Consider the following 14780-nt stretch of genomic DNA (forward strand, 5'->3'; position numbering starts at 1 on the left):
ATCGCGCGTGAAACGGTATTGTTGAGGGCCTACGATTTTGAACGTGCCGTAGATAGCGAGCGTTTGGATGTGATACACGGAAGCACCAAGACCGTGATCCGTCTGCCGTTCACGTTGTTCGATCACGAGGACATCGACGAACTGCGTGGCCGCTTCCCGGTGTTTTCGGTTTTGCGCAAGGAACGTGCCCTGACAGACGAACAGTGGAACAGGGTGCGTTTCGACAAGCTGACGCAAGGTCTGGAAATATCGGGCCGCGACAATCCGAAAGCTTATGAGCGCCGCCGCGACGCACTGGTCGACAGCATCGGCGAAGGGGCGAATGACCGGCGGTTCAAGACCAACCGGGTCGGTACCGAAGGGTGCTGCGGTCGAGGCTGCAACGGATGCCTGATCTTTTGGCAAGACGATCAATATGCTCAGGCGCGCGAGGTTTTGATGAAGCGCAAACAAGGCGAACAGCTTTCCCGCGCCGAAGCGTCGAGCTTGCGCCAGGTTGAAACCGCACGCTAGAGGCTTTTGATCATTTCCAATGACGTGAATTGGAACCGCTCGGGCATAGTGGCCGAGCGGTTTTTTGTCTGGCCCATGGTAACAGAATTTCATTCTTGACAAAAATAATAAGGAAAAATATCCCCTGCCTTCAGACGGAGGCCGCGATGTTTTTTCACCTCGACAGTTTGAGAGCATTTGGAGACCACCCATGTCTGGTTATGGGCGGGGAAAAGGTGACGACCTATGCCGATCTTGCTGACATGGCAGAGGCATTCGGTCGGTGTTTGCCGACAGATCGTGGCGTGATCGCTATCGAGATGACGGCAACGGCGGAGGTCATCGCGGCCTATATCGGTGCATTGGCGGCGGGGTATGCTGTCATGCCTTTGCCTGATGGCGATCTTGAGACAGCGCGCAACCTTGAGACCCGGTTTCACCCGACGGCGAGCTTTCGCTTGACGGGTGGGCGCAGGCGCCTTTTCATGCATGATTGGCAACTGACCGACGTGCATCCCGACCTTGCATTGTTGTTGCAAACGTCCGGCAGCACCGGACATGGGCGCGGGGTTCGTCTGTCGTTTGGCGCGATCGAGGCCAACGCCAGAGCCATCGCTGAATATCTGGAAATCGGGCCGAAGGACCGTGCGGCGCTGGTTCTGCCGCTGCACTACTCCTATGGCCTGTCTGTCCTGCATTCACATCTGGCAAGCGGGGCCAGTCTGTGGCTTGCGCCGGGTTCAATACTGGACGTGGGGTTTTCCGAGCAATTGTCGCAATCCTGTGCGACTAGCCTGGCGGGCGTGCCGCATCATTTCCGTTTGTTGGAAAGCGCCGGTCTCGGAGATACGCTTCCGTCGATTGTCAGGACCCTGACCGTTGCGGGTGGCGCCATGCCACCTGCGCAAGTGTTACAATGGAACGCCAGGATGCAGCGGCGCGGCGGACGGTTTTTCGTGATGTATGGTCAGACCGAAGCTACCGCGCGTATCAGCTGGCTGCCGCCAAAGCTGGCAGCATCGCATCCTGACAGCATCGGCATTGCCATTCCAGGCGGTCGGATGTTTTTGCGAGATGTTGACGGCCTTGAGGTTTCCGAGGCGGAAACCGAAGGGGAACTGGTTTTTACAGGTCCGAACGTGATGATGGGTTATGCCCGCGATTATTTGGACTTGGGCAAACCGGCAGAGTTGGACGCGTTGGCGACTGGCGACCTGGCATGTTGTGGTGCAGATGGGGTATTCCGAATTACTGGACGGCTGTCGCGCATTTCCAAAATTGCTGGGCTGAGAATTGGTCACGACGCGTTGGAAAATGCGTTGGCGGAACTGGGGTTCGAGGTTGCGGTTTGGGGGGATGACAGCTCAATCCGGATTGCCGTTTGTGGTGCGTCTACAGGAGTTGCCGACAAAGCGGCCCGCTTGGCCGGAATTGGCAGTCAGCATTTTCAAGTTGTTCATGTCAGGGCGTTGCCGCGGCGACCGAACGGCAAGATTGACTATCCTGAACTAAAGGCCAAGGCAGCGGCAAGCGATGAACCGCAGGATCGCGGAGTTCTGGTTGCATTCCAGGCTGCATTTGCGCCCAAGATCGTGGGTGGGAACGACAGTTTTGCCTCACTCGGGGGTGACAGCCTGTGCCATGTGGAACTGTCGCTGGCTCTTGACACCTGCCTTGGCGGCGCTCCGGACGGCTGGGAAAAGATGCCGGTCCAAGAGCTTGAGAGAACCAGGCCCAATCGTTCGCCCTACGTGCCGACCGAGATCATGGCCCGCGCGCTGGCCATTCTTGCAGTTGTGACGGCACATCAGACCCTATGGCCGGTCTATGGCGGGGCGGCCGCGATGGTGATGCTGATGGGAATGAGTGTTGCCAGCTATCGCTGGGATGCCTTGAAAACAGGAGACCTGCCCAGTTTCCTGACCCCGATGATCGCAGTTCTGGTTCCGTATTATCTGATCCTTGCAGTCTATGCACTGGTCTGGGGTCAGGTCCCCTGGGCATCGGTCTTTCTGGTCGGGAACTTTGCGTGGACCACACCAGAAACACATCTGATGCTGCCGTACCTTTATTGGTTCGTCGAAGCCTATGTGCAGATGACCCTGTTGCTGGCCGCTCCGTTTCTGTTTCCACCGCTGCGCAACTGGCTGGCACGACAAAGTCGATTTGCGATCGGTCTTGGGTTGTTGGGAATCGCCGTTGGCCTGCGCGTTACGATACCCGAGCTATTCCCGATGCATGGGCGGGCGCAATTCACGGTGCCATGGGTTTTTTACCTGTTCGCGCTTGGGTGGTGCATCGTATCAGCCCGCACAAGGACTCAGCGCCTGATCCTGCTGGTGGCTGCTTGTCTGATCATGCCGCTGGCCGCGTATCTGGGTGGCAACTGGTACGGAGGCTGGATCAAATACTTGAGCCTTCTGGCCCTTGCCGCCCTGTTGGTATTTGTACCGCGCATTCCTGCGCCAAAGGGTTTGGTTCGCCCGATCATGCGGTTGGCGCAAGCGGCGTTCCCCATCTATCTGCTCCACCGCTACGTTCCCGAACTCCTTCTTCCCCTTGCCGGTATTGATGGAGACACGCCGTGGGTCGACGCGCTGGCGATTGCTGGGGGGATCGCGCTTGGTCTGGCGGTTGCAGACCTGCAAAGGCAGATCGGCAATATCGGGTTCGTTTATCGGTCTCGGGAAACCCGCGCCGAGGCGTGAATTCAACGCTCTTTAGTTCGCTGTGGGTGCATTTTCGTCGGGGTGAGCTGCGGCAAAGGCCGGGTGATCCGCGCAGGCGGCTTCGACCGCCAGCAGGCGCGGCAGATCCGAAATCTCAACATCCCAACGGCGGGCGTTGTAGATCTGGGGCATCATGCAGATATCAGCCAGACCGGGTGCAGAGCCAGTGCAATAGGGAGCCTGAGAGTATTCGGACAAGAGTGTATCGAACGCGACCAACCCGGGGCGGATGAAATGGCGCATCCAGTCGCCGGGCATGCCCTCGGCGCCACCGCTCAGCATTGTGGCGTGTTTGGCAACCTGCAGGTTGCAGACGGGATGGATGTCGACCGCAATCGAGTGCGCCAGAGCCTGTGCCTTGGCGCGTTGGGCAGGGTCTTTAGGCAGCAGGTTCAGGCCCCGTGTTTGGTCAAGATAGTCCAGGATGGACAGGGACTGCGTGAGCTTTAGACCATCGATTTCGAGAACCGGGACAAAGCCTTGCGGATTGCGGGCCAGATGTTCGGGGCTACGCTGTTCGCCCTTGGTCAGGTCGATTACAACCGAACGAAAGGCAATCCCCGCCAGATTGAGCGCGATCCGCAGCCTGTAACTGGCTGATGACCGCCAGTAATCATAAAGCACTACATCGTTCATCCTGGTCTCCCAAATGACAAGGCAACCGGTGCGGGGCCGGTTGCCTGTATCGTGTCACCCCTGTCTTCAGAGGTTACTCAGTTCCTTGGCGTGCAGCCAGTCTGCATGTTTGGGTGCCTTCTTGGTCTTTGACCATTCTTCCAGCATCTCCCATTTTACGTCATTCAGCTTGGCCAGCATCTTTTCCTCTTCCGGGTCCGGGCAGGCCAGTTCGATACGGTGGCCGCTGGGGTCGAAGAAATAGATCGAGTGGAAGATCGAGTGATCGGTGACACCCAGAACTTCGACGCCGTTGGCTTCGAGGTGGTCCTTGAACTTCAGCAACTCATCGCGATCCTTCACCTTGAAAGCGATGTGCTGCACCCATTTCGGCGTGTTCGGATCACGACCCATTTCAGGCTTGGTCGGCAGTTCGAAGAACGCCAGCACGTTGCCGTCGCCCGCATCTAGGAATAGGTGCATGTATGGGTCAGGCTCGTGGGTGGATGGAACGTGATCCTCGGCAATCGCCAGAATGAAGTCCATGTTCAGCATCTTGCCGTACCATTCGACGGTTTCCTTGGCGTCCTTGCATCGGTACGCCACATGATGAATTTTCTCGATTTTCATAGGATTAGCTCCTCCTTGAGCGTGGCGGCTTTGATAGCCTCATTCAAAACCGACTGGTCACCGATATGGTTGGCCAGAACCAGAACAAGTCGGGCGTTCAATGCGTCGCTTTCGGCTTTCTCCAGCCCTTCGTGGGCTGCTAAAAGTGCGGCATAGAAATCGTCGGCTTTGTCGATATTGGGTTTCAGGATCAGATCGGCCATGGTCTTACTCCTTGCCGGTGGCCCGGCGGATGGCATGCCGGAACGAGTTTTCTTCGAATGAATCACGACGGGCAGCAACGTGCTGGTCCGGCCGGATCAGGTAGACGCCGCTGTCGGCATCCCCCAGATAGCGGCGTTTGAGTTCCAGCGTCGGATCATCCTTGACCGAAAGCGCCAGACGTTCGACCACGATCCCGTCTTCGTCGATTGTGTCGGGGGCGTCCGCGTCGATGGTGAGCAACGTGAACTTGTCGCCAAGCATCGGCAGCAAATACCCATCCTTAAGCTTGACGTCCGGGCATGGGGAACCGGGCCGCGTGCGGGCCGGACCGTTCAGCGCATCAGCAGAATTCAGCGGCGAGCCGTCATAGGTGCAGGGCACGCTCAAACGGCCGGAGTTTACCAGCGGTCGCGCGAATTCATAACGCTCGCTAAGGTCCAGAACCGCGTCACGCATGATGCGTGACATATCCGATTTCGGTGTGATGAAGTCGGTCGAGCGAGTCGAGTTCATGATGTTTTCGTCAGCACCATGGATGCGTTCATAGTCATAACTGTCCAGCAGGCTTTCGGGGGCCTTGCCCTCAAGCACCAGTTTGAGTTTCCAGATCAGGTTGTCGGTATCCTGCAGGCCCGAATTCGCGCCTCGGGCGCCAAACGGACTGACCTGGTGAGCAGCATCGCCGGCAAAGATCACCCGATCGTGACGGAACTGCTCCATCCGGCGGCATTGGAAGGTATAGATCGAGACCCATTCCAGCTCGAATTTTACATCCTCGCCCAGCATCGCCTTGAGGCGAGGGATCACGTTTTCGGGACGCTTTTCGCGTTCCTTGTCGATGTCCCAGCCAAGTTGCAAGTCGATCCGCCACACATTGTCGGGTTGCTTGTGCAACAGCGCTGATTGGCCTTTGTTGAACGGCGGATCGAACCAGAACCAGCGTTCGGTTGGAAAGTCGGCTTCCATGATGACGTCGGCGATCAGGAAGTTGTCTTCGAACACCCGTCCGACGAAATCCTTGCCGAGCATCGCCCGGATGGGCGAGCCCGCGCCGTCACAGGCGATCAGCCAGTCTGCCTCGAGCGTATATGAACCTTCTGGAGTTTCCACCTCGACCTTCACGTGGTCGGGATGAGTGCCTACAGCTTCGACCTTGTTACGGCCACGAATTTCGATGGGCGCACCCTCGGCCTGCAACTCGCGGACCCGGTTCACCATGTATTCTTCGAAATAGTATTGCTGAAGGTTGATGAAGGCGGGGCGCTGATGCCCTTCTTCGGGCAGCAAGTTGAAATCATAAACCTGCCGGTCGTCAAAGAAGACCTTGCCGATGTTCCATTCGACGCCCTTGTCGACCATCGGTTGGCCACAACCGAGCCGGTCGAGGATTTCCAGCGGACGTTTGGCGTAGCACACGGCGCGGCTGCCAAAGCTGACCTTGTCGTTGTCGTCCAGCACAACCACTTCGATCCCCTGCTGGGCCAGATCGATGCCGGCGGCCAGACCGATCGGGCCGGCACCGACGACAATCACTTTGTGGCGTACCGGGGCGGACGCATCCTGGTCGGGACTGCGCTCATAGGCATAAAGCGGCACTTCGAAGATTTTGTTCACGGGCTCTCCTCCCATTTACTCTGCGCAAAAGGCGCAATTCTCCTTTCCTCCGCCACGAGCGCGCCGAAGGGTCTGGTTTATCGTCTCATCGTTTTCAACAGGGCGACACGATCTGGATCAAAGTCGCCCACGACAAGGTCACCCCTGCAGGGCCTCCCACATCTCCAGATCACGTTGGGCGGTCCAGATGCGTGGGGTATCAATGCCGCGTGCCTCGTCATAAGCGCGCGCTACGTTGAAGGGCAGGCAATGTTCGTAAATCGCGTAGTCGGCGAATTTCGGGTCGCATTCGGCGCGCACTGCGTCCCATGCCTCTTTGAGAGATCCGCCTCGCGCCGCGACCCTGGCTGCCGGGCGGTAGGTGCTTTCGACGAAATCGCGGGTGTTTTCGATGGCGGCATTGACCATGTCCTTGCCAACCAGCGCGTCGCCGCGACCCGGTGCGATGGCGTCGACATCGAACCACTTGATCTCGTCCAGAGTGTCGCCCCAGTCGCTGAAATGCCCGTCGCCGCAATAGCAGGCCGAGTGGTATTCAACGATGTCGCCAGTGAACATCACGTTCTGGTCTGGCACATGGATCACGATATCACCGGCGGTATGCGCGCGCCCCAGATGCATCAGGTCGATCCGGCGGTTGCCCAGATAAACGGTCATCGTGTCGCTGAAGGTGGTTGTGGGCCAGGTCAGGCCGGGGATGCTTTCATGGCCTTCGAAAAGACGCGGGAAACGTTGGAATTCGCTGTCCCAGTCTTCCTGACCGCGTTCGACCACCATGGCGCGGGCCATGTCAGACATCAGGATCTGTTGCGCGCCAAAAGCGCTGGCGCCCAATACCCGCACCGCGTGATAATGGGTCAGCGCCACATGGGTGATCGGTTTGTCGGTCACAGACCGCACGCATTCGATCACCTTGTTGGCTAGACGCGGAGTCGCCTGCGCCTCGACGATCATCACGCTGTCATCGCCGATGATGACGCCCGAGTTCGGGTCGCCCTCGGCGGTGAAAGCATAGAGCCCTTCACCCACTTCGGTGAACGAGATTTTCTTTTCCGACATGTCCCCCTGGGACGCGAATGCTTTGGCCATGGTGAGTTCCTTACCGTGCGTAGGGGTTTTCAAGGGCGGGAAGGATGGTTCCGACGCAATCACCGAAACCGATGGTGTAACCGTCGCCTTTGGCAGAGCCCTTCAGAGTCAGTGTGTCGCCATCCTCGATGAAGCTGCGGGTTTCTCCGGTGTCCAGCGTCAGCGGCTCTTTGCCGCCCCAGCTGAGTTCCAGAAGTGAGCCGCGTTCGGGTTTGGCCGCACCTGAAATCGTACCGGACCCCAGAAGATCACCCGCATTCATCGGGCAACCCGAAGTGGTGTGATGGGCCAGTTGCTGCGCTGCGGAGTAATACATTTCCTTGTAATTCGTCCGCGCGATGGTTGTGGCGTCCTTGCCTTCCGGCGCCATGGTTATTTCGAGATCGATGTCATACAACATCGGGCCACAATCCTTGAGGTGGTCCAATAGCGCGAACTCGCGGGCTGGCGTGTCACAGCGGAACGGCTCAAGGGCTGCTTTGGTCACGATCCAAGGGCTGATCGAGGTTGCGGTTGCTTTGGCTTGAAACGGACCCAGTGGCTGGTATTCCCATGCCTGGATGTCGCGCGCCGACCAGTCGTTCAGCAGGACGTAACCAAAGATGTGGTCATCCGCTTCCTGCACCGTGATCGGGCCATCCGAGGGCGTGCCGACGATCGCGCCCATCTCAAGTTCGATATCGAACCGGCGGCAGGGCAAAAAGGCGGGCAGGTCCTGATCGGGGGATTTCAGCTGTCCCCAAGGGCGACGGATATCCGTTCCGGACACCACGACCGAGGACGCCCGTCCGTTATAGCCAATCGGAATGTGCAACCAGTTCGGCGGCAGCGCGTTTTCCGGGCCACGGAACATGGTGCCCACATTAAACGCATGGTTCCGACCCGCGTAGAAATCGGTGTATTCGCTGACCGCAAAAGGCAAGTGCATCTCGGCTTCGGCCATTGGAACAAGCAGCGCTTCGACCTTGTCCTGTTCTGCTGATCCTTCGCCTAGCAGGGCGATCAGGCGCTCTCGCAGCGCTGCCCAGACGGCGGGGCCTTCTTCCATCAGATCATTCCAGTAGGGCACGTCGAACAGCGGAATCTCGGCCAGGGCGATCAGACCTTCGGCTTCTGCTTCGGTGACGTCCAGGATCATGTCGCCGATGGCGACGCCGCAATGGGGCTCTTCGCTGGCAGTTGAAAAAACCCCATAGGGCAAGTTGTTCAGCGGAAACGGGTGGTTGGCATCATTGGCCGAAGCTACCCAGGATTTCATCAAAGGCATATCATTTCCTTGTCGTGGTGCGACGGAGGCGAACCCGCCGTCCTCATTTCTTTCCAGGTGCGCCGTCGAACTTCTTTTCAAGCGACGTCCAGCAGTCGATATAGTCATCCTGCAGCGGTGCCTCGTTGGCGGCAAATGTTGTCAAATGCTGCGGGAAACGGGTTTCGAACATGAAGGACATGGTGTTTTCCAGCTTGTCCGGCCCAAGGTTCGAATTCGACGCCTTTTCAAAGGCTTCTTTGTCAGGCCCATGCGGCAGCATCATGTTGTGCAGGCTCATCCCGCCGGGCACAAAGCCCTGCGGCTTGGCGTCATACTGACCATAGATGTTGCCCATCAGTTCCGACATGATGTTCTTGTGATACCAGGGCGGGCGGAACGTGTCCTCCATCACCATCCAGCGTTCGCGGAACAGGACAAAGTCGATATTGGCCGTGCCCGGCTGACCTGAGGGTGCAGTCAGGACGGTAAAAATCGACGGATCTGGATGGTCAAACAGGATCGCGCCAACCGGGCAATAGTTGCGCAGATCGTATTTGCATGGCGCGTAGTTGCCGTGCCAGGCCACCACGTCCAGTGGGCTGTGTCCGATTCTGGTGATGTGAAACTGACCGCACCATTTTATCGTGACTGTGGATGCAACCTCGCGGTCTTCGAACGCGGCGACCGGCGTCTTGAAGTCGCGTGGATTGGCCATGCAGTTGGCACCGATTGGACCTCGCCCGGGCAGTTCGAACTTCTGACCATAGTTCTCGCAGACAAAACCACGGGCCGGACCTTCCAGTATTTCGACACGGTACAAAAGCCCGCGTGGGATGATGGCGATCTCTTTTGGTTCAAGATCGAGGATGCCCAGTTCCGTGGCAAAGCGCAGGCGTCCCTCCTGCGGAACCACCAGCAATTCGGAATCGGCGGAATAGAAATAATCGTCGACCATCGAATCAGTAATCAAATAGATATGGCTTGCCATGCCTACCTGCGTATTCACGTCTCCGGCCGTGGTCATAGTACGCATGCCCGTCAGCCATGTCAGGTCTTCGTCCGAATGCGGGACCGGATCCCAGCGGTACTGGCCAAGGCTGACTACGTCCGGATCTACGCATGGCGCGGATTTCCAAAAGGGCAGGTCGATCTTTTCGTACCGATGCGAATGTTTGACCGAAGGCCGAATGCGATAGCACCAGGTCCGTTCGGGATGCGGCGCGGTAAAGGCCGTTCCGCTGAGCTGTTCACCATATAGTCCATAGTTACATTTTTGCGGGCTGTTCATACCCTGCGGCAGGGCACCGGGCAGGGCCTCGGTTTCAAAGTCGTTTCCAAAGCCGGGCATATAGCCGGGATGCGTGCCCACAGGCGTACTGGCCTGGGTCATTTCGTGCGGGTCAGCCGGACGGTTCATTGCGCGTTCCTCCGTTTACTGCTTGTCGGATAATAGTTGATTTTGTAACTAACAAGCATGACAAACGAGAAAATCACCGAAAAAGATGACTTCGACCTGCGAAATTTCCTGCCTTTCCTGCTGAATCAGGCGGCTGAGGAAAGTTCGTTGGAGTTTCAGCGAGTCTACAAGAATCGCTATGGCATGTTGCGTACCGAATGGCGGGTGCTGTTTCACCTGGGCATTCACGGCGAGATAACGGCCAAGGAAATCGGCGAACGCGCCAAGATTCACAAGACCAAGGTTAGCCGCGCCGTCCACAAGCTTGCACAGAGGCGCTATCTGACACGGGAACGCGACGACAAGGACCGGCGGGTAGAGCGATTGGCGCTGACGACAGCCGGTTTTGCAGTTTATCGCGAGCTGCGCGGAATAGCAGAGCAATATGACGCGAAACTGGCATCTCACTTCACCAAGGGAGAGGCGGCGTTGCTACGAATGATGCTTCGCAGACTGGCAGGGATGGAGTGAGAGGCTGGCAATATGCTGCTATCGTCACCACATGGGCCGTATCATGCCTGAGTTATTCATGTCAAAATCCCTGCATTCCGGCGATAGCGATCACCTTGTCCGCTGGCTCATGGATCGGGGCCTGGAAGGCGCAGGGCAGAGAGAGATCCTTGAAGGATATTGCGAGCGGCTGGTCGAATTGGGCATTCCGCTCATGCGCTTTCACGCAGCGCAAAGCGCGTTTCATCCAATTTATGGAGGAACAGGGTTCAGTTGGAACCGCGATCTGGGCAGTGAATTGGAAAACTACGAACACAGTGATACGCCGCAGGAGCGATGGACGCGCAGCCCACTTTATGAGTTGCTCCGGTCCGGCGCCGGCGAATTGCGCGAACGTCTGATTGACCGGAACGAACCCAGCCGGTTCCCTTTTCTCAACGACATGTATCAACGCGGGGCAACTGACTATTTTGCGATGGGGTTGATCCTGGAAAAGACGGAACCGGGTGCTGTCATCGACCCCGAAAACACGCCCGAAGGTGTATTGCTATCCTGGACAACCGACGACGCCGAAGGGTTTCGGGACGCCGATCTGGATGTAATCCGGAGAGCCTTGCCACACTTGGGACTTGCCCTGAAATCCGCCGCAAATCGCAAGATGGCGCAGGATTTGTTGCGTGTCTATCTCGGCCGGGATGCAGGGCAGCGCGTTTTGTCCGGTGAAATCAGGCGTGGATCGCTGCAAGAAATCGACGCAGTGATCTGGAACTTCGATCTGGCGGGTTTCACCAGCCTGTCGGAGCGCATTCCCGGCCCGGACATCATCGCGATGCTGAACGACTATCTGGCGGTGGCGGTTGGTGCCGTGCATGACTGTGGTGGCAACATCCTGAAATTCATGGGTGATGGCCTGATGGCAATCTTCGACGTGGGTGATAGTCGCCAAGATGCCTTTGCGGCACTGCAGGCGGTTGCCCTGTTGCAGAACAGGATGGATGAAATGAACATGGCGCGGGCCGAGGCGGGGCTGCCGACAACCGGTTTCACTCTTGCACTGCATGCAGGACAAATCCTTTACGGCAACATCGGTGCTGAAAGCCGATTGGATTTTACCGTAATCGGGCCTGCCGTGAACCAGACGTCAAGGATTGCCGGGATGCATCGTGCGCTGGATCAAAGCATTTTGATGTCCGACGACGTCGCCCGTGCCGCCGAAGGTTGCGAGCATGAACTGGTTTCACTGGGCCGCTACATGCTGCGTGGGGTGACCGAGCCGAAGGAACTGTTCACGTTGTTCCGGAAACCGATTTAGAAGTCCACTTCGACGCCGGGCAGGTTCAGTTCTCGCATCATGTCGCGCAGTTCCTGACGCGCAGCGATGTTCGAGATGTTGAGCTGCTTGACGCCAATGTCCTTTAGGTCCAGCAGGGTCAGGCCGCGCGGGAACAATTCGCGGAAAATGACCCGCTCGGAAAAGCCCGAAGCGATGCGGAAGCCGATGCGCTTGGACAGCATCTCGATCGCGCGCTGCATCTTTTCCTTGTTCACCATGCGCTGGGTGCCGACGCGGTTGCGCACCACCACCCAGTCGATGGGTTTCAACCCTGCCTGTGCCCGCAACTGTCGAGCGTTCCACACCATCTCGGAATAAACCGACGGACCGAGTATCTTTTCCCCTTTGCTGTCGATACGCGCCAGAAGATCGAAATCGATGAAACTGTCATTGAGAGGGGTGATCAACGTGTCGGCCAGTGAATGCGCCACTTGGCTGAGACGGGTGTGCGAGCCAGGGCAATCGATCAGAATGAAATCGCTGTCTCCCTCCAGTCTGGATACGGCAGCCGACAGGCGATGGTCATAGATGTTTTCTCCGGGCTTCAAAGTGGCCGGGTCGATTTCGGGCAGATCGTGATGGTCCGGGCTCGGCAGCGCCAGCGTCTCGCCGTTCAGAAAGTTGCGCCGGTTTTCGAAATACCGGCCCAGGCTGCGTTGGCGCAGGTCAAGGTCCAATGTCGTGACCGAGTGGCCAAGACGGGCAAGCGCCGTAGCGACATGCATCGAAACCGTCGATTTACCCGCGCCACCTTTTTCGTTCCCGACCACGATAATGTGTGCCATGCCTGTCCTTCTCGTCTCCCACGCCCTTGTCGGCGAATTGTTGCCGCACACTATATGTTGTGTGAATGGCGAAGGGAAGCAGAGTCACCTGTACTTCGTGTCGAATTTCCGCCTTGCGGAAACCTATGCAAGCGCCCCTGCGGCAGGACAGAAACCCTTGGCTCCACGTAACGGTCGGAAAAGGTTTGCCAATGCGGCCATCGCGGGTAGATTTCCTAAATCTTATCGTCAACAAGAAAGGTTTTCAGATCATGGCAGGGAAATTTGAGCTTTACACGGATAAGGCCGGTGAATTCCGTTTCCGTCTCAAAGCAGGCAACGGACAGGTCATTCTGGCGAGCGAAGGTTACAAGCAACGCGCCAGCGCTGAAAACGGAATCGAGTCTGTGCAGAAGAATGCACAAGATGACGCGCGATTCGAGCGCAAGGATACCAGCAACGGCAAATGGATGTTCAACCTGAAAGCTACCAATGGTCAGGTCATAGGCACCAGCGAAGTCTATGAAAGCGCTGCTGCGCGGGACAACGGCATCGAGTCGGTCAAGAAAAACGCGCCTGATGCAGACACGGTGGATCTTACCTGAGCCGGGGTCGGGAAAAAGAAAAGGCCGCCTTTTTCGGGCGGCCTTTGTCTTGAGAAGGTGACGGGATTAGAAGCCCAAACCTTCGTATTTCTTCTTGAACTTCGAAACGCGACCGCCCGCGTCCATCAGGCGCGACGAACCGCCGGTCCATGCCGGGTGCGACGAGGGGTCGATTTCCAGGGCCAGGGTATCACCCTCGGAGCCCCAGGTGGATTTCATCTGAACCACGGTGCCGTCGGTCATCTTGACGTCGATGATGTGGTAGTCGGGATGGATGTCTTTTTTCATCTTTCCGCTCCTTACGCCTCGGCGCCAGCCTTGGGCTTGTAGTTGGTAACTTCTGCGATCCGGGCCGATTTGCCGCGGCGCGAACGCAGGTAATACAGTTTGGCGCGGCGGACTTTACCGCGGCGAACGACGGTGATGCTTTCGATGTTGGTCGAATACAACGGGAACACACGTTCCACACCTTCGCCGAACGAGATTTTGCGAACGGTGAACGAACCGGCAATGCCGCTGCCGTTCTTGCGCGAAATGCAGACGCCTTCGTAGTTCTGTACGCGGGTGCGCGAGCCTTCGGTCACCTTGTATCCGACGCGGATGGTGTCGCCGGCTTTGAAGTCGGGGATCTCTTTCCCCAGGGCGGCAATCTGTTCCGCCTCGAGCTGTGCGATCAGGTCCATCGCAATTCTCCTATCTGCTCGTGGTTGGTCCACGAAGTTGAGAACGGCCTGAGAGCTCTTGGTCTTCATCGGGTTCCGCGTGTGCAGCCCGCCAGAGGTCAGGTCGAATGTTTCCTCGGTTCAGCCTGCCCGCAAGTGCCCGGGCTGAAGAAAGCCGGACGAAAGGATGCGAAACAAACCAAAACACCGGAGTCGCAAAAAGCGATTCCGGATTGCGGTCGTTTACGGAATTACGCGCTTGGATTCAAGCCCTCATTCGTGGTGGTGGATCGGCGAATTTCCAACTTTCATGAACTTGGAATGTTGTCTTTCCACGCAGAACGCGCATCCTGTCAGCCTGAGGCAAATAGCACTAATAACATTTGAGTCGGAGCAGTCCAATGCGTCTTCTATTGCCGATTTTATTATCTCTTTTGGTCATTGCATCATGTGGGCGGCGCGTACCTGAATCTGAACCCAACCTGCAAACTGACTATTCAGCCATGGCCCTGACCCTGGTGACCTATCCCGAATTCGGCGATGCCGACCCGCATAGTTGGGAAGGACGCGGCCCAGAGTCCTTTCCTATTCATGGCATAGATGTGTCCCGCTGGCAGGGAGATATCGATTGGCCCACCGCCAGATCTGCGGGCGTAAATTTCGTGTTCATCAAAGCGACCGAGGGCGGCGATGTAGCTGACCCTATGTTTGACAACCACAGGCGCGGGGCGCAGGCGGCAGGGGTGCCTTGGGGGGCCTATCACTATTTTTACTTCTGCCGCCCTGCAGCAGAACAGGCGCGTTGGTTCATTCGTCATGTCCCCAAAGGAGCGGATCTGCCGCATGTGCTGGACATGGAATGGAACCACCGCTCGAAAACCTGTCCAC

General features: G+C 57.5%; 15 protein-coding genes and 1 pseudogene. 6 read left to right on the top strand and 10 right to left on the bottom strand.

Features of this window, described 5'->3' with window-relative positions:
* A pseudogene (locus tag AC2FNB_RS17915) lies at positions 1–513 on the top strand (peptidase U32); the annotation flags it as partial.
* Between the two features lie 146 nt (positions 514–659).
* A complete protein-coding gene (locus AC2FNB_RS17920; protein ID WP_496748282.1) occupies positions 660–3200 on the top strand; it encodes an AMP-binding protein in 2541 nt (846 codons plus the stop codon).
* A 12-nt stretch (positions 3201–3212) separates the two neighbouring features.
* On the opposite strand, the gene maiA is transcribed toward AC2FNB_RS17920, so the two are convergent.
* The 7 genes from maiA to hmgA all read right to left on the bottom strand — a co-directional run bounded on the left by maiA (position 3213) and on the right by hmgA (position 10039).
* The gene (maiA, locus tag AC2FNB_RS17925) at positions 3213–3857 is read right to left on the bottom strand and encodes a maleylacetoacetate isomerase (protein ID WP_480750699.1); all 645 of its coding nucleotides are present in this window, start codon (positions 3855–3857) and stop codon (positions 3213–3215) included.
* 66 nt (positions 3858–3923) lie between these two features.
* Positions 3924–4466 (bottom strand): VOC family protein, encoded by a 543-nt coding sequence (locus tag AC2FNB_RS17930; RefSeq protein ID WP_480750698.1) that lies wholly within the window; start codon positions 4464–4466, stop codon positions 3924–3926.
* Positions 4463–4669 carry a DUF2783 domain-containing protein gene (locus AC2FNB_RS17935; RefSeq protein ID WP_496748283.1) on the bottom strand — a complete coding sequence of 69 codons (207 nt, stop codon included), beginning with the start codon at positions 4667–4669 and terminating at the stop codon, positions 4463–4465. Before AC2FNB_RS17935 ends, AC2FNB_RS17930 begins: the two co-directional genes overlap by 4 nt.
* Before the next feature lie 4 nt (positions 4670–4673).
* Positions 4674–6284 (bottom strand): FAD-dependent oxidoreductase, encoded by a 1611-nt coding sequence (locus tag AC2FNB_RS17940; protein ID WP_496748284.1) that lies wholly within the window; start codon positions 6282–6284, stop codon positions 4674–4676.
* A 138-nt stretch (positions 6285–6422) separates the two neighbouring features.
* Positions 6423–7373 (bottom strand): MBL fold metallo-hydrolase, encoded by a 951-nt coding sequence (locus AC2FNB_RS17945; protein WP_480750695.1) that lies wholly within the window; start codon positions 7371–7373, stop codon positions 6423–6425.
* Positions 7374–7383: 10 nt separating this feature from the next.
* Positions 7384–8640, bottom strand: coding sequence for a fumarylacetoacetase (fahA, locus tag AC2FNB_RS17950; RefSeq protein ID WP_496748285.1), 1257 nt, complete (start codon positions 8638–8640; stop codon positions 7384–7386).
* A gap of 43 nt (positions 8641–8683) precedes the next feature.
* Positions 8684–10039, bottom strand: coding sequence for a homogentisate 1,2-dioxygenase (hmgA, locus tag AC2FNB_RS17955; protein WP_496748286.1), 1356 nt, complete (start codon positions 10037–10039; stop codon positions 8684–8686).
* A gap of 57 nt (positions 10040–10096) precedes the next feature.
* Here hmgA and AC2FNB_RS17960 point away from each other — a divergent pair, with 57 nt between their 5' ends.
* Together AC2FNB_RS17960 and AC2FNB_RS17965 are read left to right on the top strand one after the other, a co-directional pair.
* Positions 10097–10549, top strand: coding sequence for a MarR family winged helix-turn-helix transcriptional regulator (locus AC2FNB_RS17960; RefSeq protein WP_496748287.1), 453 nt, complete (start codon positions 10097–10099; stop codon positions 10547–10549).
* 58 nt (positions 10550–10607) lie between these two features.
* Positions 10608–11840, top strand: a complete 1233-nt coding sequence (locus AC2FNB_RS17965; RefSeq protein WP_496748288.1) for an adenylate/guanylate cyclase domain-containing protein — start codon at positions 10608–10610, stop codon at positions 11838–11840.
* On the opposite strand, the gene AC2FNB_RS17970 is transcribed toward AC2FNB_RS17965, so the two are convergent.
* On the bottom strand, positions 11837–12646 hold the full coding sequence (locus AC2FNB_RS17970) for a division plane positioning ATPase MipZ (RefSeq protein ID WP_480750690.1): 810 nt from the start codon (positions 12644–12646) through the stop codon (positions 11837–11839). The two genes, AC2FNB_RS17965 and AC2FNB_RS17970, sit on opposite strands and share 4 nt — an antisense overlap.
* Before the next feature lie 65 nt (positions 12647–12711).
* Between AC2FNB_RS17970 and AC2FNB_RS17975 the strand changes: the two genes are divergently transcribed.
* Complete coding sequence (locus AC2FNB_RS17975; protein ID WP_496748289.1) at positions 12712–13230, top strand: YegP family protein; 519 nt, start codon at positions 12712–12714, stop codon at positions 13228–13230.
* 66 nt (positions 13231–13296) lie between these two features.
* Here the strand turns inward: AC2FNB_RS17975 and rpmE are convergent, their stop codons facing one another.
* The gene (gene rpmE / locus AC2FNB_RS17980) at positions 13297–13518 is read right to left on the bottom strand and encodes a 50S ribosomal protein L31 (protein ID WP_480750688.1); all 222 of its coding nucleotides are present in this window, start codon (positions 13516–13518) and stop codon (positions 13297–13299) included.
* Between the two features lie 11 nt (positions 13519–13529).
* Complete coding sequence (rplS, locus tag AC2FNB_RS17985; RefSeq protein ID WP_480750687.1) at positions 13530–13913, bottom strand: 50S ribosomal protein L19; 384 nt, start codon at positions 13911–13913, stop codon at positions 13530–13532.
* A 380-nt stretch (positions 13914–14293) separates the two neighbouring features.
* Here rplS and AC2FNB_RS17990 point away from each other — a divergent pair.
* On the top strand, positions 14294–14780 hold a 487-nt coding region (locus AC2FNB_RS17990; protein WP_496748290.1), incomplete at its 3' end, for a glycoside hydrolase family 25 protein.

Source organism: Ruegeria sp. BHSB058 (assembly GCF_059613285.1).